Genomic DNA, 22,324 nt, shown 5'->3' with positions numbered 1-22,324 from the left:
TGACGCCCTCACGACGCGTCAAGTGGACCGGGCAAATGCGCCGCGCCGGGGACTCTGCATCCCCGGCGCGCGCGATGAAATGGCTCCCCGGCAAGGATTTGAACCTCGACTAACAGGGCCAGAACCTGTCGTGCTGCCGTTACACTACCGGGGAATCGCGGGCGGGAATCTAGCCGCTCCGAGCCTGCGAGTGCAAGCGCTCGTGCGCCGCTTCCAACCGGGCGACGCACGGTTGCCGGCCGAGGAGCCACATGACCTCGAAGATCCCGGGCGCGGCCTTGCGGCCCGTGAGCGCGACACGCGCCGGGCTGATCACCTCGCCCGGCTTGAGTCCCAGTTCGGCCGCGAGCGCGCGCGTGCCCGCCTCGAGGCTCGCGAGCGAAAAGTCTTCGTCGGCCCGCAGAAGGTCGGCGAGGCGCGCCAGCACCCGTGACGCGGCCGGCCTCGACGCCAGGTCGGCCCAGGCCTCGGGTTCGATCTCGAGTGTTCCGCGCAGCGCGAACGCGCCCCACGTTTCGGCGTCTGCCAGCGTTCGCAGGCGGTCGCCGAGCGCCCGGACGAACACGCGCCGCCATTCCGGACTTCGCTCCGTCAGGTCGTGGCCGCGCGATTCGAGGAAGGCCACGACGCGGCGCACGCGTTCGGGCTCGTCCAGGCGCTTCAGGTGCTGCGCGTTCACCCATTCGAGTTTCTGCGTGTCGAACACCGCCGGATGGGCTCCGACCCGCTCGAGCGTGAACGCCTTCTCGAGCTCGGCGAGCGTGAACAGCTCCTGCCGGCCGTCGTAGGCCCAGCCGAGCAGCGCCAGGAAGTTCACCATGCCCTCCGGGACGATGCCCAGCTCGCCGAAGGCCTCGACCGACGTCGCGCCGTGACGTTTCGAGAGCCGCTTGCCGTCGGGGCCGAGGATCATGGAAGCGTGCGCGAAGACCGGCGGCGCGGCTCCGAGCGCGCGATAGAGCAGCAGCTGGCGCGGGGTGTTGGAGATGTGGTCGTCGCCGCGCACGACGTGCGTGATCCGCATCTCGAGGTCGTCCACGACGCACGCGAAGTTGTAGGTCGGCAGTCCGTCCGAGCGCACCAGCACGAAGTCGTCGAGCACGTCGCTGCGGAACGACACGTGCCCGCGCACGACGTCGTCCCAGGCGACCTCCTCCGAGGCGCCGAGCGCGAAGCGTAGGGCGTGCGGACGGCCCGAGGCGCCCCGCGCATCGCGGTCGGCCGGCGAAAGCGTCCGGCAGCGGCCGTCGTACTTCGGATCCTCGCCGCGCGCCGCCTGTGCGGCGCGGCGCTGCTCGAGCTCTTCGGTCGAGCAGAAGCACGGGTAGGCGTGCCCGCCCTGCGCCAGCCGGGCCGCGGCGCGGCGGTAGAAGTCCGTGCGCTGGGACTGGAAGTACGGGCCGTGCCCGCCATCGGCGCCCGGACCCTCGTCCCAGCTCAGGCCCAGCCATCGCAGGGCGGCGAGAATCTCGTTCACGGACGCCTCGCTCGAGCGGCCGGCGTCGGTGTCCTCGATGCGCAACACGAACGTTCCGCCCCGCGAGCGGGCGAAGAGGTAGTTGTAGAGCGCCGTTCGGGCGCCCCCGACATGCAGGAAGCCGGTCGGGCTCGGGGCGAAACGGACGCGGACGCTCATGCGGGGCGGATCCTCGGTACGGGCCTGCGCTCGGGCGGCGCAGGTTACGGACCGGTGGCACGAGCGGTCAAACCTGCGCGCGAATCGGGCCGCTGCGGTGCGGGAGTCGCGGGCGCGCGGGCGGCGGCCGCGCCGGAGGCCGGCGCGGCCGCCCTCGCGGATCCGCCTACTGGACCACGACGAGCTTGCGGGTCACCGCGTGGCCGCCCAGCGAGAAGCGCGCGAAGTAGACTCCGCCGCGCACCGGACGCGAATCCTCGCCGCGCAGGTCCCATTCGAGCGACCAGCGCCCGGCGCGCGCCTCGCCCGAGGCGACGTGGCGAACGCGCCGTCCACCGAGGTCGTAGATCGAAAGATCGTAGGTTCCGCCCGCCAGCGTGACCGGCACGCCGTACCAGAGCCGCGAACGGGCATGCGCGGGATTCGGCGACGGCGGCGCGAGCTCGAGCTCGCGCACCGGCGTACCGCCCTGCCCGGGATCCCCGGCGCCCAGGTAGAGCACCGAGCTCGCCAGGCCCGTCCGGCGCGGGTCGTGGTGGAACTGGGGCCACGGGGCCTCACCATTCGGCTGGAACGGGAAATCGTAGTCCCAGACGTAGATGTTCTTGTCCCAGTCCGCGACCACGATTTCGGTCATGCCGTCGCGATCGATGTCCGCGACCGCCGGAGTGCCGCGCACCTCGCCGGCGAGCTGGATCGGGAATCCCGGCAGGACCGTCCCGTCCATGCCGGAGATCGCCGTCAGAACGCCGGCCTCGTCACCGAGCAACACGTCGTTGCGTCCGTCGCCGTTCAGATCGGCGACGATGGGGCTGCACTCGGCGACCCCGGAGGTGAGCGCCGTGTACTTGATCGCCGTCAGCGGCGGGAGGACCGTACCGTTCCGGTTGTAGACGAACAGGTAACCGTTCGTGCTCTGGAACACGATGTCGTTGTAGCCGTCGTTGTTCATGTCGGCGATCGCCGGCGAGGGCGACTTGCTGGTGCCGCTGGCGCGATTCCACAGCGGCCAGCCGGGACGTCGCGTGCCATCCGGTTCGAAAACGTAGATCGAGTCGTTCGTGCCCACGCAGACGATCTCGAGGCTCGTGTCTCCCGCGCCGTCGAGATGTCCGACGGCCGGCGAGCCCGAGAAGTAGGCGTTCGTGACGATCGGGAACCCGGGAACGTTCGAGCCGTCGGCGTTCCAGGCGTACACGCGGCCGTCACCGCCGTTGAAGATGATCTCCGGCAGACCATCGCCGTCAATGTCCGCGAGCGCCGGCGTGCAGAAGTTCGGGCCGGCGGAGAGCGCCTTGAAGACACCCTGCGTTCCGGCGTTGTTGTCGCCGTTGAGAACTTCGGTGCCGTCGTCGTTGAAGGCGTAGACGCGCACGCCGTTCGATCCGACCACGATCTCCATCCGGCCGTCGCCGTCGATGTCGCCGACCGCCGCAGAGCTCCACAGCGGATCCAGCGTGCTGACCGGAAACCCGGGCCGGAGCTGGCCGGCGGTGTCGAACACGTAGAGCGCCGAGGAGTCCCAGGTCGGGCAGATGAACGACCAGCCCTGGCCGGGCGCCAGCGGCGCGATCGAGGGGCCGGCCGCGTAGTAACTGCCCACGTTGCTGAAGTCGCCGAGGGTCGCGCCCGAACCGTCGGCGTCCACCGGCGCGTTGCCGTCCGCGTGCAGGACATAGAGGAAGTCGGCGCCCGCGGCGATGTCCATCTGCGACGAGGAGTACACGTATTCGAGCGCGACGGGCGACGGCGTGTTGCGGCCGGTCGGCACCGGGAAGATCGAATGCAGGGGCGGGTTCGTGCTCGAGGCCGCGACGGCCGAAAGCGCCGACTCGTTGCCCGAGGAGTCCACCGACGAGATCTTGTAGTAGTAGCGCGTGAGCGGCACCAACCCCTCGTCGGTGAAATAGGCGATCCGATCCGTCGGGACCGGGTTCACCAGCGTGTAGGTGCCTCCCTGCGAAGAGCTCCGGTAGATGCGGTAGCCGAACAGGTCGGGGTCCAGGACGCGCTTCCAGGTCAGGGCGATGCTCGAGGCCGCCCCGAGCCCCTTGATCGCGCTCGGCACGGCGGGATGGCCGAGGTCGAGCGTCTGGGTCGTTTGCAGGCCGCGGGAGTCGCTCACGATCAGCGCGAGTTTCGCGCCCGCCGACAACGGCTGGAAGACGAGCGGATCGCCGGTCGAGACCGTGCCCGGCGCGACGGTGCCGAACGACGTGGTGCTGTCCGTCACCAGCGCCAGCCCGTCGTAGCTGCGCAGAACCGCGGCGGTGCCGTAGGCGGTTCCGGTGCCGAGATTCCGCAGCTGGATCGCGTATTGGACCGTCTCCCCCACCTCGGGTCGCCCGTTGCCGTTGCCGACGGGCTCCGTTTCACCGTGTCCGAAGCTTCGCAGCTCGGGTGAGTGCACGGTCAGCTGGAACTTCTCGGTCCAGCTCAGCCCGCCGTCGGCGAGGACCGTCATCGTGAACGGGATTTCGCGCTGGTCCGTCATCGTGTCCGGCGTGCTGACGCGAAAGCCCACCGACGGCACGATCAGCGCGTCGGCCGCGAGCGAGCCGTAGCTGGCCGTCGGCACGAGGATCGTGACCTGCGGGTCGGTGGTGGACAGCTTGGCGGTCACGTTCGTGGCCGCGAGCGCTCCGCGATTGCGAACGGCGACCCTCAGTTCGGCCGTCTCACCGGCGTCCAGTTTCGAGTTCTGGTCGCCGGAAGTCCCCGCGGCGGCGCCGTCGTCCACGATCACCGCCCCGTCCACGAGCGTCGCCACCGCCGAGGGCAGCAGCGCCACCGTGGCCTGATACGGGTGGGCGTTGTACGCCGTCGCCGTCAGGACGAACGAGCCCGCGGAGTCCGGACGGAACGGCACGATCGCGTTGCCGAGCGCGTCGGTCGTCACGCTCGCGTACTCGTCTCCCGCGCGATAGGCGGTCACGCGCGCGTTGGCGACCGGCTGACCTCCGCTCGAGACGTTCACCGCGAACTGGGAATCGCTCAACGCGACCGAAGCGGGATGCGAGACGGCGAGCGGCCGCCAGCTGCCGTGCCACATGTGCAGTTCGGGGTCCCCGAGCAGGAGCAGGGTGAACTGCGTCCAGCGATGGACGCCATCGTACGCGGAGAACGCCACGAACGGTTCCTTCTGCCGGGCCTGAAGCTCTCCCACGGCGTCCACGCTGTCCTCGAGGAACAGCCGGAAGTACTCGTACTGGTAGGAGCGGCCGGCGCTCGGGAAATCGAAGCGTGTCGAGCCGACGTTGGTGACCGCGCCGCCGTTGGGATTGAGGATGAAGGCTTCGCCGATGCACGGGAAATCGATGGCGCTCGACGTGCAGTTGATCGCGTACAGGTTGAAGAGCTTGTCACCGTTGTGGAGGCTCATCACGTCGGAGTTGACGAGCGATCCGGAGCCGACCTCCATCACGTTGCGGTAGCCGTGACCGATGTGCAGCGCCATTCCGTAGCCGGCGTTGAGCGAGTCCATCACGGACTGCTGATCCTCCGGCAGCGACCCCGGGCGCCACCGGCCATCGGTGTAGTTCTCGTACAGTCTCGCCGTGTGAATGGCGGGCACCTGGTCGGTGAGCGGCAGCAGGTCCTCGGTCAGTTCGGCGCCATCGAGCTGCGTCGGCTGGCCCGTCGTCCACGGCTGCGGAAACAGGACTTCGGCGAAGAACAGCCAGCCCTGCTCGTAGCCGCCCGGCGGGGTCTTCTCGTACGACAGCGTCTTGTTCACGAACGTCTGCGCGTCGCTCACCGTCAGGACCGGCGCGCGCCCGACGTACACGTCCGGCAGGAGGTCGCAGCCGTCTCCCGGGTCCGACGGCGAGGAGTAGCCCTCGCCGTAGACGCTGTCGCCGTCGGCGTTCCAGTTCCCGTCGAGGCAGCTGAAGTACAGGTCGGTGGCGATGCTCTCGCCGCCATAGAAGAGCGTAATGGCCTGCCGCGTCGGAATGATGTCGGTGTCGCCGCCGAGCAACACCCATTTCGTGCCCCAGCGCGAGTAGGCGTCGCGGATGAACAGCCGGATGCGCTCGGCGTCGTCCGCCGCCGACGGGTACTGCTGCTGGATGAACGAGGTCGTGCGCACCACCGCGGGGACGCCGCACTGCGTCTTCCAGTCCGCGAGCGGCTGGAACGAGGGCGCCAGCGCGTCGCTCGTGATGATGAGATAGGCGACCGGGCTGCCGAGCACCGACGGCAGCTGCTGCGGCCGGAACGCGCCCGCCCCCGGCCTCGGGACCCCGTCGGCCGCGGTGAGCGCCGCACCCAGGGCGCGGGTCGGCACGCCGCTCGGCAGCCCCCCGTCCTCCCATTCGCGCACGATCCGCTCGCGTGTGACCGGAACATCGTGGCTCGCCTCGAGCGTCAGCCGAACCCGCACCCGCGCGACCCGGTCCAACTCGCCGGTCGAGGGGTTCCAGCGCACCGGGCTGATTCGCACGTAGGCGACGTTGCGACCCCGACGTGAACCCTGCTCTCCGAGGCCGACCCAGTCCTCGGGCTGCGGCGTCGCGGTCGAGAAATATCGCGGATCGGGCCGTGTCCGTTCGACCGGGCCCAGACCCGGCGTGAGGACCATGGCGGGCGCGATCAGCGCGCCGCGCGCGAGCAGGCCGGTTTCGACGTCCACTACTTCGACCGACGTCGCGCGCGTTCCCTCCGGCAGGTCGATGCGTTCGCTGATCCACGGCAGGTCCGGATGCCCGGAGCGGAACTCGCGCACCGCTCCGCGCGCTTCCACCGCGGTGTAGCCATCGCGACTCGCGACGCGCACGCGGCCGGCGTCGTAGCGAAACTCCTTCTCGATCACGGTGGCGGCACTGGCCACCCCCGCCGTCGCGAGAAGCGCTCCGGCGAACACGGCGAACAATCGAAGGTGCATGAGCAGGTTCTCCCGGTGGCGCGCGCGAGGCGTGTAACGGTCAGGAAAGTGACAGGGCCGCGCGACCGGCATCACCGCCGAGGCTGCTCGGCGACGGGCACACGATGGTGAGGCGGGGCGCGGTGTCTGGCCCGAATCTGGTGGCAGTCAATCCTATGCAACACGTTGAGTTGCGGTCAACGACTTCCCTGCGCCGCCGCAGCGAGGGGCAGCGCGGAAGCGAACTCGGGGCCGAATCGGGCCGACACACGAACCGTCGCCGCCCCGTGCCTCGCCGCCCACAACCACGGCAGTTCCGCCAAGGGCAGCACGTTGCGCTCCTCGACCAGCCTGGCCTGCAGCCCCGCCGCGTCGAGCGGGCCAGCCCGGTGGCCGGGCAGCAGCCAGGGATCGAACTCGCGGGTGCGCCAGCCGGTCCTGAACGACCCGACGGCGGGACCGCGCGGCGGCATGACGAGGCCCGCCAGAAGGCCCACCGCGCCCGGCACCAGCGCCTGCGATTCGACGAGCTGCGCCTGCGCGGCCGCCGCCCGAAGCGGTTCCTCGAGCGCCGGCTCCCCGCGCTGGCCGCGCAGGCTGGCGTAGAAGCCCTGGCGCGCCCACTCGCCCTGCAACGAGCGCGCCACCTCGGCGCCGGCGAGGTCCGCGTCGAAGGCGAGAGTGACGTGCAGGGAGGCCCCGAGCTTGCCGCGCGCGAGCCACGCGCGGGACTCCCCCGCGTCGAGTCGCGGGAAGTCGAACGGCCCCGCCCCGGGGACCCAGCCCGGCTCCGCCCGGGCGCGGCCGCGCAGGGCTTCGAGGAGCGTCCCGCGGTTGAGCGCATGAGCAAGCGCCTGCCGGGCTGCGGTCCGGGTGGTCGGCGGCACGTCGTCACGCAACACCAGAAGCAGCCGCCTCGCCGGGGCGGCCGGCGACGACCCGATCACGTAGCCCTCGGGCACCGCCTGCTCGAGGAACGTCGGTGGCAGCGGCCAGGCCAGATCGGCGGCCCCGGCACGCAAGAGCGTGCGTACGCGAGGCGCGCCGAGGACGAATCGCACCCTCAGCGTGTCCGCCGCCGCGTCGGCGACGACGCAGTCCGCGGCCCGCGCGAGCAGCAGCGATCGGCCGTCGGATTCGTCCACGACGCGGTAGGGCCCGAGTCCGACGGCTTCGCTCCACGCGATCCCCGTGCGCCGCTTCCACGGCGTCGCCACGCCGGGCAGCGCGAGCTTGAGCGGCAACAAGGAATCGGGCGCCGAGAGGCGCAACACCAGCGTGCGGGGATCGGGAGCCTCGACGCCGAGCGCGGGCAGCGTGCGGCCCGCGCGGACGCGATCCACCCCAGTCACCGCCGCCAGCAGCCAGGCACGCGAGCCGTGGTCCTCGCGCGGCAGCCCGGCGAGCAGCGCGACGCGGAAGTCCTCGCTCGTCGCCGGACTGCCGTCGGTGAAGCGCAGGCCCTCCCGCAGGCGAAAGCTCCAGGTGCGTCCGTCAGCGGACACGGAGACCGACTCCGCGGCGGCGGGCCGTGCCCGACCGGTCGAGTCCAGTTCGACCAGCCCCCGCGAGAGGAGCCGTTCCATCGCCCAGCGGACGGCGTGCGGCGGACCGTCCGGGTCGAAGACGGGCTCGGCGCAGCCGGCGACCCAGGCGCGGGTCGTCACGACCGGCCGGCGTGGCGCGCAGCCGGCGGACGACAGCAGACCGAAAACGATCAGCGAAATCGCAAGGCTCCGGGCTCGCTTCCATGCGGTCGGCATCATGGCGGCACAGTGTAGTCAGGATTCCTCGCCGGGGCATCCGGGTCGCACCCGCCTCGCGCGGCGGCGGACGCCGTCGGTCGTTGACCCTCGTGGCCGCGCGCTGCTAGCGTGCGGTTCATGGCAAGCCACGCTCAACGCGCCGCGCGCATCGATCGCGCGCGGGCCGCGCTCACGAGCGCCGGCGCGGAGTGGCTCATCGTTCCCGCCTCCCCCGACTTCCGCTGGCTCACGGGAGCCACGGCTCGCGTCACCGAACGCCTCGTCGCCCTCGCGGTCCCGCGCTCGGGCGACGCCTTCCTGGTCGCGCCGCGCCTCGAGGCCGGACCGCTCGCGACCGCGATGCCCGAGCTCGAGCTGCTCGCCTGGGACGAGCACGAAGACCCGCTCGAGCGGCTCGTGACGCGCGCCGGACTCGGCACGGGAAGCCGCATCCTGCTCGGCGAGGGGATGCGCGTGCCGCAGTTGCTGCGCCTGGCGGCGACCACCCACTGCCGGGCCGCGACGCCCGCGCTCGGCGCGCTGCGCGCGGTCAAGGACGCCGAGGAACTGGCCGGGCTGCGCGAGGCCTCGGCGCACGCCGACGACGTGGTCGAGGCGACCGCCGATCACGCGCGACCCGGCATGACCGAACGCGAGGTCGCGCGCTTCGCCCTCGAGCGCTTCGAGTCCCTCGGCGACTCCGATCCCTGGGTGCTCGTCGCCTCGGGGCCGAACTCCTCCGATCCCCACCACTTCACCTCCGACCGCCCCCTGCAGGACGGCGAGGTTCTGCTGCTCGATCTCGGCGCCTCCACCCGCGGCTACAGTTCCGACATCACGCGCACCTATTTCCTCGGCGACCCGCCCCGCCAGGTGCTGCGTGCGCACGAGGTCGTGAACGCCGCGCGCGTCGCCGGCATCTCCGCGGTGCGAAGCGGAACCGCGTGCGAGGCGGTGGACGCGGCCGCGCGCGAGGTCATCGAGCGCGCCGGGCTGGGTGAGCACTTCACCCACCGGACCGGCCACGGACTCGGGCTCGAAGTCCACGAGCCTCCGTGGCTCGTGCGCGGCAATCGCGAGCCGCTCGCGGCGGGCAACGTCCACAGCGTCGAACCGGGGGTCTACTTTCCCGGCCGCTTCGGCATTCGAATCGAGGACATCGTGGTGGTCGAGGCGGAAGGCGCGCGCCGGCTGACGAACGCGCCGATCGACCTGCGGCCTCCGGGCGCTCGATGAGCGCGCCGGGCGAGACCGCGACGGGCGAGTCGCGCGAGATCCACGAGGCGCTCGAGGGGCTCAACGAGCCGCAACTCGAGGCGGTCACGCACGGCGAAGGACCGCTGATGATCGTGGCCGGCGCCGGGACCGGCAAGACCGCGGTGATCACCCGCCGCATCGCCTGGCTCATCGCCACCCGGCGCGCCCGACCCGAGGAAATCCTCGCCCTGACCTTCACCGACAAGGCCGCGGCCGAGATGGAAGCGCGCGTGGACGAGCGCGTGCCGTACGGGTTCACCGGCGCGACGATCTCCACGTTCCACTCCTTCTGCGACCGGCTCGTGCGCGAGCATGCGATCGAGCTCGGCCTCACCTCGCAGCTGCGGGTCGAGCAGCCCGCGGAGATCCTCGTGTTCCTGCGCGAACGGATCTTCGAGCTCGGCCTTGCGCGCTACCGGCCGCTCGGTGCGCCCGACACGCACCTCGAGGCGCTGGTGCGCGTCTTCGATCGCGCGCGCGACGAGGACGTGAGTCCCGAGCAGTACCTGGCGTTCGCCGCGGGGCTCGCCGCCGCGGCGGCGTCCGACGCCGACCGCGACCGCGCCGAATCCGAGCTCGAGAAGGCGCGAGCCTATGCCGCCTACCAGCGGTTGCTGCTGGAGCACGGCCGGGTGGACTTCGGCTCGCAGATTTCGCTCGCGCTGCGGCTGCTGCGCGAGCGGCCGCACGTCCGCCGCGAGGTGCAGTCACGCTACCGCTGGATCCTGGTGGACGAGTTCCAGGACACGAACCACGTCCAGTTCGAGCTGGTGAAGCTCCTCGCCGCGCGGGGATCGGAGGAGCGCGGCAGCGGCAACCTGGCGGTCGTCGGTGACGACGACCAGAGCATCTACCGCTTCCGCGGCGCCAAGGTCGAGAACCTGCTCGGCTTCCTCGGGGCCTTCCCGTCCGCGAAGGTCGTGCTGCTCAAGGACAACTACCGCTCCGGGCAGCGCATTCTCGACGTCGCCCACCGGGCGATCCAGTTCAACAATCCCGGGCGCCTCGAAGCCTCCGACGCGGTGCGCTTCGACAAACGCCTGCGCGCCGCGCGCGATCTGCCGGGCGAGGTCGTGCATCAGGCGTTCGCGACCGGCGCCGACGAGGTGGACGCCGTGACCGCCGAGATCGCGTCGGCGATCGCCTCGGGGGACCGCCGGCCCTCCGAACTCGCCATCCTGGCGCGGGCGCATTCGCAGCTCGAATCCTTCGCGCTCGGCCTGCGGGCCCGCGGTGTGCCGTTCCAGCGCCGCAGTTCGCGCGGCCTGTATTCGCGTCCCGAGGTGCTGCTGTGCCTGAACCTCCTGCGCACGCTCGCCGATCCCGACGACGGGCCGGCGGCGTTCGGAGTGCTCGGCGACCCGCTCTTCGGCGTCGCGCCGCTCGACCTGCTGCAGTTGACCGCCGCCGCGAACCGCACGCGGCGGGGGTTGCTGCGCGCGGCCCGGGGCGCGGCCGAAGCGCCGCCGCAGGACTTTTCGGCCGAATCGCTCGAGGCGCTGCGCCGCTTCTTCGCGCTCTGGGACGTTCTCGCCGAGCAGGCGACGCGCCGCCGGACGAGCGAGGTCCTGTACGCGTTCGTCACCGAAAGCGGCCTGCTCGGCCGGCTCTCGCAGGACGAGTCGGCGGAGGCCGCCGAACGCGTGCAGAACCTGAACAAGCTGTTCGGCATCGTCCAGCGCGTCGGCCCGCTCCTGCGCGGGGACCGCGTGCCCGAGTTCGTGGGCCACCTCGACCTGCTGATCGAGGCGGGCGACGACCCGCAGGCGGCGACCGCCGACACCGACGAGGAGGCCGTGCAGCTGCTGACCGCGCACAACGCCAAGGGACTCGAGTTCGGCGTCGTCTGGCTCGTCCAGCTCGCCGAGGGCCGGTTTCCGATGCGGGCGAAGGGCGGGGGCCTGCCCTTTCCCCCGGAACTCACGCACGGCGGGGCCGACCCGGGCGCCGATCACGAGCGCGAGGAGCGCCGGCTGTTCTTCGTCGGCCTCACGCGCGCGCGCGACCGGCTGGTGCTGACGAGCGCCGAAGACTACGGCGGCAAGCGAACGGTCAAGCTCAGCAAGTTCGTCGTCGAGGCGCTCCGGTTGCCCGCGCCGCCCAAGACGAGCAAGACGGCCAGCGCCGAGGAGAGCATCCGCCGGTTCGCCCCGGCGGCCGAGGCCCCCGCCGCGGGAACGCGTCCGCTCGCCGACGACGAGCCGCTCACGCTCTCGCACGGACAGATCGACGACTACCTCACCTGCCCGCTCAAGTACCGCTACGCCCACGTCGTGCGCGTGCCGCTCGCCTCGGACCCGCAGGCGATGTACGGCATCGCCATCCATCACGCGATCCGCGTGTTTCTGCAGCATCGGCTCAAGGGACTGCCGATCGAGGAGCGGGACGTGATCGCGGCGTTCGAGGGAGCGTGGTCGAGCGAGGGCTTCTACTCGGTCGAGCACGAGGACCTGCGGCTCGAAGAGGGCCGCGAGTCGCTGCGCCGATTCATGGCGCGCGAGTCCGCGTCCGGCCGGCTGCCGCTCGCCGTCGAGATGGAGTTCCGCTTCGCGATCGGCCGTGACGTGGTGAGCGGGCGCTGGGATCGCATCGAGGAGACCGCCGAGGGCATCGTGCTCGTGGACTACAAGACGGGCGAGGTGAGCGACCAGGCGAAGGCCGACGAGCGCGCGAAGGAGAGCCTCAAGGAGGGACAGCTCGGGCTCTACGCGCTCGCGTATCGCGAGACCCGCCGCAAGGACGCCGCACGCGTGCAGCTCCATTTCGTCGGCTCGGGACTCGTCGGCTCGGCGGACGTCGCGCCGAAGCACCACGAGCTCGCGCTCGAGCGCATTTCCAGGGCCTCCGCGGGAATCCGCCGCGCCGAGTTTCCGGCCACGCCCGACCAGCGCAACTGCGGCTTCTGCCCCTATTCACGCTTCTGCCTCTACAGCGCCGCCCGTCGCTGAGGGCCGCGTGCCGGGACCCGCCCACGCATGAACGAACTCTCCGCCGCGATTCTGCGCGAAGCCGCCGTGAGCTTCGCTCGCGAGGCCGGCGCCGTCGTGCTCGCCGGCTACGGCATGGAGCACGTCCCCGAGCACAAGGGACGCACGGATCTCGTCACCGAGTACGACCGCCGTTCGGAGGAACGTCTGCTGCAGCGCATCGCCGAGGCCTTCCCCGGACACGCGGTGATGGCGGAGGAGTCCGGCGCGCACGCCGGCGCCGGCGGAGCGGACGTGCGCTGGATCCTCGACCCGCTCGACGGCACCACCAACTTCGCGCACAACTACCCGTTCTTCGCCGTCTCGGTCGGAGTCGAGGTCGGGGGCGTGATGACCGCCGGCGCGGTCTACGATCCCGTCCGCGACGAGATGTTCGCCGCCGCACGCGGCGAAGGCGCGACGCTCGGAGGCCGCCCGATCCGCGTGAGCGGCTGCGCGCGCCTCGAGGACGCGCTGCTGGTCACGGGCTTTCCCTACGACGTTCGCGAATATCCGCACCGTCACCTGCCGCTGTTCGGCGAGTTCCTGGTGCGCGCGCAGGGCGTCCGCCGCGACGGCTCGGCGGCGCTCAACCTGTGCTACCTCGCGATGGGCCGCTTCGACGGCTTCTGGGAGGGAAACCTCTCGCCGTGGGACGTCGCCGCGGGCTCGCTCATCGTGCGCGAGGCCGGCGGCCGGATCACGGATTACGCGGGACGCGAGTTCCGGCTCGACGGCCGGCAGGTGTGCGCCGCCGGGCCGGAGCTGCACCCGCGGCTGCTCGAGGTGCTGGCGCGCCATCCGGACGCGCACGTGCGCGCGGCACTCTGAAGGAAGCCAAGCGGAGGCGGGCCGACGCCGCCTCAGGCGGCGTCGGTGCGCGGCGCGTTCTGCAGCTGCTCGCGAACGCGCGACACCAGGTCCTTCATGTCGTACGGCTTGGTCACGTACCCGTCGGCCCCGAGGTCCAGCGCGAGGCGGCGGTCGGTCTCACCCGAGCGGGCGCTGAGGATGATGACCGGAATGTGCCGGTAGCGGTCGTCGAACTTGAGCGCGCGGCAGACCTTGTAGCCGTCCATGCGGGGCAGCATCAGGTCGAGCACGATCAGGTCCGGCAACTGATCGCAGGCGAGCTTGAGGCCTTCCTCGCCGTCGGCGGCCTCGATCACCTCGAAGCGCTCGGCCTCGAGCCCGAAGCGGAGCACCGAGCGCAGGTCGGGCTCGTCGTCCACGATCAGGATGCGCGGCGGGTTCTGGGGCATGGTGGGATTCCGTTCACGGGTCGGTGCGAGTCGTTCGCGGCCGTTATCGGTCGCCCCCGCCCGCGCCTGCAGCCCGAAATCGGGCCGCACGTCCGGGCGTCCGCCGGCGCGTTCAGGGTGCGGCGGGCGCGCGCACGAACGACACCCCGCCCGCCGCCTCGGCGCCGCTCAAGAGGTCCCGCACGGAAACCTCCAGCCGGTAGCGGCCCGGCGGAAGCGAACGCACCGGAACGCTGACGAACTGCCGGCGCAGCGGGCCCGTATTCGACTCCCGCCGCGTCGCCTCGATCGTCGGCGGCGCCGGCCTGGGCGCGAGCAGGCGCTGGAGCCAGACCCGCGAATCGCGCTCCTGCGAACGCACGGTCCAGCCGACCTCGAATCGCGCCTGTCCATCGGCTCCGGTGGCGAGATGGTAGATCTCGAAGTACGCGGTCAACGGATCCTCGCCGACGACACGGGCGGCGGGATTCGCGGCCAGGCGCACGGAGGCCTCGAGCGGCGCCGGCGTTCCGCAGGTGACGACGAGGTCGCTGAGCGCGAGCGCCGAGTCCGCCGCCGGCAACCGGACGGGCAGACGAAGCGCGCCGCGCCCTCCCGGACCACGGACCGAGAGGCCGACACGGTATCCGCCCGGCGGCAGGTCGCTCGCGAAGTCGGCGACGCGGAAGCGGTCGGCGGCGCAGGCGGACGGCGAAAGCGTCCGCGCGCCACGCGCGACGACGTGCTCGAGGCTGTCCATGACGACGTAGTCCGCGACCAGGGAATCCGCGGGGCCGGCGGGCACCTCGAGCGTCGCGACGATTCGCGGCCGCCCCGCCCCTTCGAAGCGCGACACCTGCCCGGCGAGCGGAATGCGCTTCGCGCCCGGGGGCAGCGTGGGGAACAGCCCGCGGACTCCCGGCGTCGCGACGAGGTCGCGCCGGGCGAGCGAGTCCGGATCCGGGACCGGATCCGGCGGGTGGTCCGCGTAACGCTGGAGCAGGTAATACTCGGCGAGCACCCGGTCGAGGAGATTCACCGTCATGCCGAGCGACGGATACTGCCACTGCAGCACGTTCAGCGGGAAACGGAACCGTGACGTGCTCGCCGCCTGCGCGTCCAGCGTCATGCCCACGGGGTTGTAGACCTGTCGTTCGGGTGGGCCGAAGCGCACGTAGACCTCGCCGCGCTCGTCCCATTCCTGCCGCCGGGTGTCGAACCACAACGACCAGGCCTGCGCCACGCGGGACCAGTACTCCAGTCGCGCTTCGTTCTCGCTCGTGCCCAGGTCGGGATCCTGCTCCGCCCAGAACCGGCGGGCGTACTCGTAGCGGTCCTCGGCGGACAGGTGGTTGTAGTAGGCCGTGTCGGCCTCGGTCACGAGCGGCGCGATGTCGTCGAAGCGCTCCCGCACCTTCTCGGGGAGCCGCGGAAGCGCCGCGCGAAACGCGCTGTCGGCGCCCTCGACATCGCCCATGCGCCAGCGTGCCGTGCCCAGCGCCGCGAGCGCTTCCGGGGCCCGCGGCGCATGCGCACGCGCGTCCTCCGCCGCAGCGAGCGCGCCGGGAAAATCCCTGTGCTCGGTCCGAAGCGACGCCAGCATCACGCGGCCCGCGACGTTCGCCGTGTCCAGCCGCGTGGCCTGCTCGAGGTGCCCGATCGCGCGGACCAGCGAGGTGGTGTCGAGGTACTTGAGGTAATCGCGCCTCCACATGCGCGCGAGGCCGAAGCGCGCCTCGGCGTCGTCGGGCGCGAGCGCCGTGACCCGGGTGAAGTGCGTGCGGGCCTGGCGCTGGTAGCCGCCGGCCATGTAGGCACGGGCCAGCAGCAGCTCGTAGTCCGGCCGGCTCGGGGCGAGCTGGACTGCGCGCTCGAGGTTGGAGAGCGCGCTGCGGCGGGCGTCGATCGTGCCGGCGCGCAGGCGCAAGACCGCCTTCTCCACCAGGCGGGCCGCCTCCGCCTCGCGCCGCTCCCGCGCACCGGGAGGCGTGCCCGCGCCGGCCCGCCCGGCAAGGAGCGGGAGGAAGCACAAGGCGAGGATGGCGACGGCAGGGTAGGCTCTGTGCATGCTCGCGGGAGGACCGGCGCAGCCGGCCGGCTCAGGACGCCGGGTCGCGGCGCGAAGTATGGTTCGTGACGCGCGCAGGGGTCAATCGGGTTCGCCTCCATCCCCTCAACGAAACCAACGCTCGAGAGGAACGCCCCATGAGCCGCCCCTTCGTGCCGGTGGACCCGGCCCGCTCCTCCGATCTCCGGCCGGCGCAGCTGCGGTCATGAACCGCCCGGACGACGGGACTGCCCGGAAGGCGAACGCACCATTCAATGCCGGACCGCCCCCCGGCCGCGCGATCGCGGCCTCGCCGGAGGAGGCCGGCGGGTTGCTGGCGGGCTCGCTCGTGCTCGACGGACGCGAGCCGTTGGCGTTCGCACGCGGACACCTGGCGGGCGCCGGCCGGATTTCGCATGACGAGTTCCGACTTCGCAGGGCCGAGCTCCCCCCGCGCACCGCGTCCGTGCTCGTGGTGCACGACGAGCCGGCCGAGGCGCGGCGGGCGGCCACCACGCTCGCGCTGCTCGGCTATCAACGCGTTCGCTGGCTCGACACGCCGCTTGCATCGTTGCCCGGCGGCCACGCCGATCGCGGGCCCGCCGCGCGCCTGTGGCGGCCCTCTCCGTTTCTCGAGCGGTCGCTCCCGCGCCTCGCGAAAGGCCGGGCGCTGGACCTTGCCGCGGGTTCCGGCCGCGACGCGGTCTGGCTCGCGCTGCACGGCTGGCGCAGCGAGGCCTGGGACCACGACCCGGTCGCCCTCGGGCGCGCGGGCGCGCTGGCGTCGGTCGAGGGCGTCGCGCTCGCGACGCGCGAGGTCGAGCTCGAAAGCCTCGCCCCACCGGCGGAGGGCGGGCCCTGGAACGTGATCGTGGTCGTGCGCTTCCTGCACCGGCCGCTCTTTCCATGGATCGAGCGCGCGCTCGCACCCGGCGGCACGCTGGTCTACGAGACGTTTCGCACCGGGCAGGAGCGCTACGGGAGGCCGAAGAGTCCGCGATTCCTGTTGCAGCCCGACGAACTGCGCTCGGCGTTCCCCCGGCTCGAGGTCGAGCACTACGAGGAGGTCGAGCCCGAAGGCGGGCCCGTGCTCGCGCGCCTGCTCGCACGCCGCGGAGCCTGAGCGCCGGAAGGCTCCGAGCGGCCGGCGAAACGGACGGACGCCGGGCTCGCGACGGACTTCGCGGCGTGCCGCGCGCCGAACGCGCGGGCGAAGTCGCGCCCGGCGGCGATCGAGAATACCCGCCGACGATGCCGGCGAGCGTGCGCGCGCGCCGTCGCTCGCTACGGCGCGTTCGCGGCTGCCGCCGGGGCCGCCGGCGAAGCGCCGGTCCGTGAGGCCTCGGTGGCCGGATCGAACAGGTGGATCCTGGCCAGCGGGCAGTACAGGGTGGCCCGTTCGCCCACCGCCGGAGCCGACTGTCCGGGAACACGCGAGACCAGGCCGCCCGCGGGCGAGGTCCAGTGCACGAGGGTCTCGTTGCCCAGCGGCTCGCGCACCTCGGCCGTCGCGGGAATCGCCGCCGCATCGGGACGGGGCTCGAGGTGCAGATCCTCGGGGCGGATGCCGATCGTGATCGCGCGGCCGTGCAGGCCGCCGACCGCCGCGCGCGACGGGCCTTCCAGCGCGATCCGCACGCCGCCCGCATCGAGCGACGAACCGTCGGCCGCGACCGTGGCGCCGATGAAGTTGATGGGCGGGCTGCCGATGAAGCCGGCGACGAACTGGTTCGCGGGGGCGGTGTAAAGCGTGAACGGATCCGCGCACTGCATGAGGTGGCCCTTGCTCATGACCGCGATCCGGTCGCCCAGCGTCATGGCCTCGACCTGGTCGTGCGTCACGTAGATCATCGTCGCGCCGACACGCTGGTGCAGGCGCTTGATCTCGGCGCGCATCTGCACTCGCAGCTTGGCGTCGAGGTTCGAGAGCGGCTCGTCGAACAGGAAGACCTGCGGTTTGCGCACCATCGCGCGGCCGAGTGCGACCCGCTGGCGCTCGCCGCCCGACAGTTCGCGCGGCCGACGCCGCAGGTAGCCCGAGAGCCCGAGCACCTCGGCCGTTTCCTCGACCTTGCTGCGAACCTCGGCCTCCGCCATCCGCCGCCGGCGGAGCCCGAACGCCATGTTGTCGAACACGCTCATGTGCGGGTAGAGCGCGTAGTTCTGAAACACCATGGCCACGTCCCGATCCTTGGGCGCGACGTCGTTCACCACCCGGTCGCCGATCCGAACCTGCCCTTCCGAGACGTCCTCGAGCCCGGCGACCATGCGCAGCACCGTGGACTTCCCGCAACCCGACGGCCCCACGAGCACCAGGAACTCGCCGTCGTGGATCAGCAGGTCCACGCCCTCCACGGCCTTCTGGCCGCGGCCGTAGGTCTTGCCGAGCTTGCGCAGTTCGACGGAGGGCATGGGGAGTATCCGGGTGGAGGCCGGCGAGGCGTGGACGCGACCGACGTTAGGTCATCCGCGGCGCCCGAAGCAACCGCCCGCCGGATCGAAGCGCGGCGCGCCGGCGGGCGCCGCCGCGCAGCCCGATCACGCTTCGGGCGCGGTTCCCTTCTCCTTCATGCGCCGTCCCAGGAGATCCACGACGACGTACAGGACCAGCAGCAGCGCGGCCGCGCCCACGAACCACAGCAGCTTCGCCTTGAGCACGTGCATCAGCGCGTCGGGCTCGTTGAGCAGCCGGGGTTCGCCGCCGAGGACGCGCGCGCCGAACCAGGCGAGGACGACGGACCAGACGAACGATCCGGCCAGCGTCATCAGCGAGAAGATCCTGAAGTTCATCCTCGCCGCCCCGGCGGGAAGGGAAACCAGGTGGCGCACCACCGGCAGCAATCGCGCGAAGAAAACCCCCGCCGCCGAGTAGCGCAGAATCCAGCTCTCGGCGAGTAGCCACTTCTTCTCCGGCACGAAGAAGTAGCGGCCATATCTGAGAATCGCGGGACGGCCGAGCCAGGCGGCGAAGCCGTAGGAGAGCGTCGCCCCGAACCACGAACCCAGTGTCGAGGCGGCGACGACACCCCAGAAGGACAGGTGCCCCTGCTGCGCCCAGTACGCGGCGGGCGGGACGACCAGTTCGCTGGGCAGCGGAAAGACCGTGGACTCGATCGCCATGAGCAGGAAGACGCCCAGGTAGCCCCAGTCGAGCGACAGCTTCATCCACAGGGCGAACAGCTGGTGGAACATGACGCTCCGTTCGGGTGGCCGGCGCTCAGCCGGCGGTGGCGGAAGCGGCCGCGGACACGCGCTCTTCCCACGTGAAGTCGGCGCCGTCGGCGATCGGGCGGCCCAGCGCCACGTCCGGATCGTGCTCGAGCACGATCCACGTATGCTCCGCCGAGGCGCGGGCGAGCAGCTCCCGCTTCTCGGTCATCGTCTCGATCGCCGCCACGTCGTAGCCCATGACGAAGGGAATGCGGACATGCGCGGCGGTCGGAATGAGGTCGGCGACGAAGTAGACGACCTGCCCGCCCCCTTCGACACGAACCAGTTGCTGGCCGCGCGTGTGGCCTTCGGCGGGGATCATCTCGACGCCCGGCCAGGGTTGGACGGCGCCCTCCCACAGTTCGAGCACGCCGGACTCCTCGAGCGGATCGAAGTTCTCCGGCAGGTACGAGGCACGCTCCCGCGGGTTCGGGTCGTGCGCGTTCTCCCAGTTGCGTCGCTGCACGTACCAGCGGGCGTTCGGGAGGCGCGGCACGAGCCGGCCGTCCGTCCGGGCCGTCGCGCCGCCGGCGTGATCGAAGTGCAGGTGCGTGAGCACGACGTCCGTGACCTCCGCGGGCGCAACCCCCACCGCGGCGAGCGAGTCCTCGAGCCGGGGCCCGGGCTCGACGCGGTAGATGTCGCGAAGCTTCGCGTCGAACTTGTCGCCGAGACCGACGTCCACCAGCACGCGGCGGCCATGCCCGATCATCAGCAGGCAGCGCATCGCGAGCCGGATGCGATTGCGCTCGTCGGCCGGGTTCGTGCGGCTCCACAGCGGCTTGGGCACGGAACCGAACATGGAGCCGCCGTCCAGCCACAGGAAGCCGCTCTCGATCGTGTGCACCGTCCATTCGCCCAGCTGAAGCGTCGGCATGCCGGCAAGATGGGTGCGCGCTGTCCGCCCGTCAACCGGATCGCGGCCGACCGCCACGCGGGCCGGCCGCCCCGGGAACCGTCACCGGCCGCCGAATCGAAGCTTCAGCTCGCCGAAGGAAAGCGCCCGCACGGGAGTCGCGCCGAGCGCCGAGACCTGGAAGACCATGTCGTTGTAGTCGTCGTCGGTGCCGGTGCAGCAGGGCGTGATCGGATTGCCGGCGTCGAGATCCTCGAAGCAGACGAGCCAGGTATCGGGGCCCTTCCAGCGTGACACGTCGAACACGATCGCCTGCACGTCGCCGTCGAACGGCGCATGCACGGCACCCGCGCCCTGCGGCCCGAGGTCGTTCAGGAACCGGTTCGTGAAGAAGCGCTGGTGCGACGCGGGGCTCTCCGGAGCGGGATCGAGGTAGAAGCCGAAGCGGATCGTGCTGCCCGGCATGACGACCACCGTGCTCGAACCCGCGCCCTGCGAACCCGAGAACACGACGCCGTCGCCGACGCCGTCGATCACCGGGACGGAACCCGTCTCCGCGTACCAGCCGAGCGTGTTGACGTTGGCGTTGCCGGCGACCTCGGAGACCAGGAGGGCCGGGAATCCGCTTCCGATCCAGAACCACGGGTCGGGGTCGCCCGCGTGCGCTCCGATGTAGTCCGTCTGGACGTTGATGGCCCCGGCGGTTCCGAGGTAGGCGTCCACGATGTTCTGGAGCGAGTGGGCCGGCGGGTCCCAGCTGGCGCCGAAAGGCACCGGAACGGGACTGGAAGCGAGTGCGAGACTCGCCGTCATCGTCGTCAGGCATGCGAGCGCCGCGACGATGAGGGAACGGGACTGCCTCATCGGCGTATCTCCTTGGTGTCATTCAGGCTGTCGAATCGGGAGTCACCGGGGCAGCCATGCCGCCAGTGGTCTGCGCGGAAGGGGGGACCGCAAGGGCGCACAGACGCCGGCTACGACTACAGCTTCACGCGGGCAAGTCTACCATCAGCCACCCGGCCCCTAGCAAGCAATTTCACATGCACTTAGGACCTGCGGGTGGGAGCCCCTGGGAACGCGCCGGGGCAACATCTAGATGTGGATGGGCCTCCCGGCCACGGCGAGCGCCGCTTGCTTCACGGCCTCGGGCAGCGTCGGATGGGCATGCACCGTGCGGGCGACATCCTCGGCGCTCGCGCCCAGCTCGATCGCGAGCACCAGTTCGGCGATCAGGTCGCTCGCCCTCGGCCCGACGATGTGCGCGCCGAGCAGCCGGTCCGTTTGCGCGTCGGCGACGAGTTTGACCTGCCCGTCCTTCTCCCCCAGCGCGCGGGCGCGGCCGTTGGCCAGGAACGGGAAGACTCCGATGGCGACCTCGCGGCCGGCCGCACGGGCGGCCTCCTCGGTCAACCCGACCGACGCGAACTCCGGCCACGTGTAGACGACGCTCGGGATGGCCCCGTACGCGACATGCCCGGCGAGGCCGTTCATCCGCTCGACGCAGGCGGCGCCCTCCTCCTCCGCCTTGTGCGCGAGCATCGGCCCGTGGATCACGTCCCCGATGGCCCACACGCCCGGCACGTTCGTGCGCCAATGGTCGTCCACCTCGATTCGCCCGCGTGCGTCCTTGCGAACGCCGGCCTGCTCGAGCCCGAGGCCATCCGTGTACGGCCGGCGGCCGACGGCGACCAGAAGCACGTCGCAGCGTTCCGTGACCGATTCGCCCCCCGTGGCGGGCGCGACCTCGACGCGAACCTCCTCGCCTTCGAGGGAAGCGGATTTCGCCGAGACGCCGAAGCGGAACTTCACGCCCTGGCGCTCGAGGGCGCGTTGCAGCAGCTTGGCGCTTCCCGCGTCCATGCCGGGCGTGATGCGGTCGAGGTATTCGAGGACGAGCACCTCGCTGCCGAGCCGGCGCCACACCGATCCCAGCTCGAGGCCGATCGCGCCGGCCCCCACGACCACCAGCCGCGCCGGCACGCTGGGCAGGGTCAGCGCGTCGGTCGAATGCACGATCCGCCGGCCGTCGAACTCGATCCCGGGCAGCGACGAGGCCTTGCTGCCCGTCGCGATCAGGATGCGGCGGGTGTTCAGCGTCCGGACATCCGTCCCGTTCGCGACCATGACCGCTGCCGGGGACGCGATCCGCGCGGTGCCGGCGACCCGCTCGATCCCGTGCTTGCGGAACAGCCCCTCGACGCCGCGCGTCAGGTCGCGTACGACGCCGTCCTTGCGCTTCATCATGGCCGGCAGGTCGAGCTCGACGGTGGCGCGGATCCCGTGCTGCGCGAAGCCATGGCGCGCGAGGTGGAAATGTTCGCTCGAATCCAGCAGCGCCTTGCTCGGGATGCAGCCGACGTTCAGGCACGTTCCGCCGAGGGTCGCGTACTTCTCGACGCAGGCGGTCTTCATTCCGAGCTGCGCGGCGCGGATGGCGGCGACGTAGCCGCCCGGGCCGGAACCGATGACGACGAGGTCGAACACCGTTTCGCTCATCGCTCC

The 22,324-nt window shown here is 71.5% G+C and carries 14 protein-coding genes and 1 tRNA gene; 4 read left to right on the top strand and 11 right to left on the bottom strand.

The window, feature by feature from the left end:
* Window positions 1–80 precede the first annotated feature (80 nt).
* The 4 genes from IT347_09935 to IT347_09920 form a co-directional block, all read right to left on the bottom strand.
* A tRNA-Gln gene (locus IT347_09935) sits at window positions 81–154 on the bottom strand.
* Window positions 155–169: 15 nt separating this feature from the next.
* Entirely contained in the window at window positions 170–1,636 is a 1,467-nt protein-coding gene (locus IT347_09930; GenBank protein MCC6349892.1) for a glutamate--tRNA ligase, read from the bottom strand.
* Between the two features lie 166 nt (window positions 1,637–1,802).
* Window positions 1,803–6,521: a VCBS repeat-containing protein gene (locus IT347_09925; protein MCC6349891.1), complete on the bottom strand. Its 4,719-nt coding sequence runs from the start codon at window positions 6,519–6,521 to the stop codon at window positions 1,803–1,805.
* A 176-nt stretch (window positions 6,522–6,697) separates the two neighbouring features.
* On the bottom strand, window positions 6,698–8,266 hold the full coding sequence (locus IT347_09920) for a hypothetical protein (GenBank protein ID MCC6349890.1): 1,569 nt from the start codon (window positions 8,264–8,266) through the stop codon (window positions 6,698–6,700).
* Window positions 8,267–8,383: 117 nt separating this feature from the next.
* Between IT347_09920 and IT347_09915 the strand changes: the two genes are divergently transcribed.
* From IT347_09915 to IT347_09905, 3 genes are read left to right on the top strand one after another with little or no spacing between them, the layout of a single operon-like run.
* Entirely contained in the window at window positions 8,384–9,481 is a 1,098-nt protein-coding gene (locus IT347_09915; protein ID MCC6349889.1) for an aminopeptidase P family protein, read from the top strand.
* Complete coding sequence (locus tag IT347_09910) at window positions 9,478–12,450, top strand: ATP-dependent helicase (protein ID MCC6349888.1); 2,973 nt, start codon at window positions 9,478–9,480, stop codon at window positions 12,448–12,450. The genes IT347_09915 and IT347_09910 overlap by 4 nt, the downstream gene beginning before the upstream one ends.
* Before the next feature lie 27 nt (window positions 12,451–12,477).
* A complete protein-coding gene (locus tag IT347_09905; GenBank protein MCC6349887.1) occupies window positions 12,478–13,299 on the top strand; it encodes an inositol monophosphatase in 822 nt (273 codons plus the stop codon).
* Between the two features lie 32 nt (window positions 13,300–13,331).
* Here IT347_09905 and IT347_09900 read toward each other — a convergent pair whose 3' ends face one another.
* Complete coding sequence (locus tag IT347_09900) at window positions 13,332–13,730, bottom strand: response regulator (GenBank protein MCC6349886.1); 399 nt, start codon at window positions 13,728–13,730, stop codon at window positions 13,332–13,334.
* Window positions 13,731–13,842: 112 nt separating this feature from the next.
* Complete coding sequence (locus IT347_09895) at window positions 13,843–15,651, bottom strand: GWxTD domain-containing protein (protein ID MCC6349885.1); 1,809 nt, start codon at window positions 15,649–15,651, stop codon at window positions 13,843–13,845.
* 331 nt (window positions 15,652–15,982) lie between these two features.
* Between IT347_09895 and IT347_09890 the strand changes: the two genes are divergently transcribed.
* A complete protein-coding gene (locus IT347_09890) occupies window positions 15,983–16,879 on the top strand; it encodes a hypothetical protein (GenBank protein ID MCC6349884.1) in 897 nt (298 codons plus the stop codon).
* Between the two features lie 161 nt (window positions 16,880–17,040).
* On the opposite strand, the gene ugpC is transcribed toward IT347_09890, so the two are convergent.
* From ugpC to lpdA, 5 genes are all read right to left on the bottom strand, one after another.
* Window positions 17,041–18,168: a sn-glycerol-3-phosphate ABC transporter ATP-binding protein UgpC gene (gene ugpC, locus IT347_09885; protein MCC6349883.1), complete on the bottom strand. Its 1,128-nt coding sequence runs from the start codon at window positions 18,166–18,168 to the stop codon at window positions 17,041–17,043.
* Between the two features lie 126 nt (window positions 18,169–18,294).
* On the bottom strand, window positions 18,295–18,948 hold the full coding sequence (locus IT347_09880; protein ID MCC6349882.1) for a DedA family protein: 654 nt from the start codon (window positions 18,946–18,948) through the stop codon (window positions 18,295–18,297).
* Window positions 18,949–18,973: 25 nt separating this feature from the next.
* Complete coding sequence (locus IT347_09875) at window positions 18,974–19,843, bottom strand: MBL fold metallo-hydrolase (protein ID MCC6349881.1); 870 nt, start codon at window positions 19,841–19,843, stop codon at window positions 18,974–18,976.
* 81 nt (window positions 19,844–19,924) lie between these two features.
* Window positions 19,925–20,686, bottom strand: coding sequence for a hypothetical protein (locus tag IT347_09870; protein ID MCC6349880.1), 762 nt, complete (start codon window positions 20,684–20,686; stop codon window positions 19,925–19,927).
* Window positions 20,687–20,914: 228 nt separating this feature from the next.
* Window positions 20,915–22,318 (bottom strand): dihydrolipoyl dehydrogenase, encoded by a 1,404-nt coding sequence (gene lpdA / locus IT347_09865; GenBank protein ID MCC6349879.1) that lies wholly within the window; start codon window positions 22,316–22,318, stop codon window positions 20,915–20,917.
* Between the last annotated feature and the right edge of the window lie 6 nt (window positions 22,319–22,324).

The organism is Candidatus Eisenbacteria bacterium (genome assembly GCA_020847735.1).
GTDB lineage: Bacteria > Eisenbacteria > RBG-16-71-46 > RBG-16-71-46 > RBG-16-71-46 > CAIXRL01.
The sequence above is the reverse complement of the archived record's forward strand: the minus strand, read 5'-3'. Positions and strand labels throughout refer to the sequence as shown.

Coding starts and splice junctions, on each gene's coding strand:
- IT347_09920 (MCC6349890.1), bottom strand. CDS start 8,266: ATGATGCCGACCGCATGGAAGCGAGCCCGGAGCCTTGCGATTTCGCTG.
- IT347_09905 (MCC6349887.1), top strand. CDS start 12,478: ATGAACGAACTCTCCGCCGCGATTCTGCGCGAAGCCGCCGTGAGCTTC.
- lpdA (MCC6349879.1), bottom strand. CDS start 22,318: ATGAGCGAAACGGTGTTCGACCTCGTCGTCATCGGTTCCGGCCCGGGC.
- IT347_09900 (MCC6349886.1), bottom strand. CDS start 13,730: ATGCCCCAGAACCCGCCGCGCATCCTGATCGTGGACGACGAGCCCGAC.
- IT347_09930 (MCC6349892.1), bottom strand. CDS start 1,636: ATGAGCGTCCGCGTCCGTTTCGCCCCGAGCCCGACCGGCTTCCTGCAT.
- IT347_09925 (MCC6349891.1), bottom strand. CDS start 6,521: ATGCACCTTCGATTGTTCGCCGTGTTCGCCGGAGCGCTTCTCGCGACG.
- ugpC (MCC6349883.1), bottom strand. CDS start 18,168: ATGCCCTCCGTCGAACTGCGCAAGCTCGGCAAGACCTACGGCCGCGGC.
- IT347_09870 (MCC6349880.1), bottom strand. CDS start 20,686: ATGAGGCAGTCCCGTTCCCTCATCGTCGCGGCGCTCGCATGCCTGACG.
- IT347_09890 (MCC6349884.1), top strand. CDS start 15,983: ATGAACCGCCCGGACGACGGGACTGCCCGGAAGGCGAACGCACCATTC.
- IT347_09910 (MCC6349888.1), top strand. CDS start 9,478: ATGAGCGCGCCGGGCGAGACCGCGACGGGCGAGTCGCGCGAGATCCAC.
- IT347_09915 (MCC6349889.1), top strand. CDS start 8,384: ATGGCAAGCCACGCTCAACGCGCCGCGCGCATCGATCGCGCGCGGGCC.
- IT347_09880 (MCC6349882.1), bottom strand. CDS start 18,948: ATGTTCCACCAGCTGTTCGCCCTGTGGATGAAGCTGTCGCTCGACTGG.
- IT347_09875 (MCC6349881.1), bottom strand. CDS start 19,843: ATGCCGACGCTTCAGCTGGGCGAATGGACGGTGCACACGATCGAGAGC.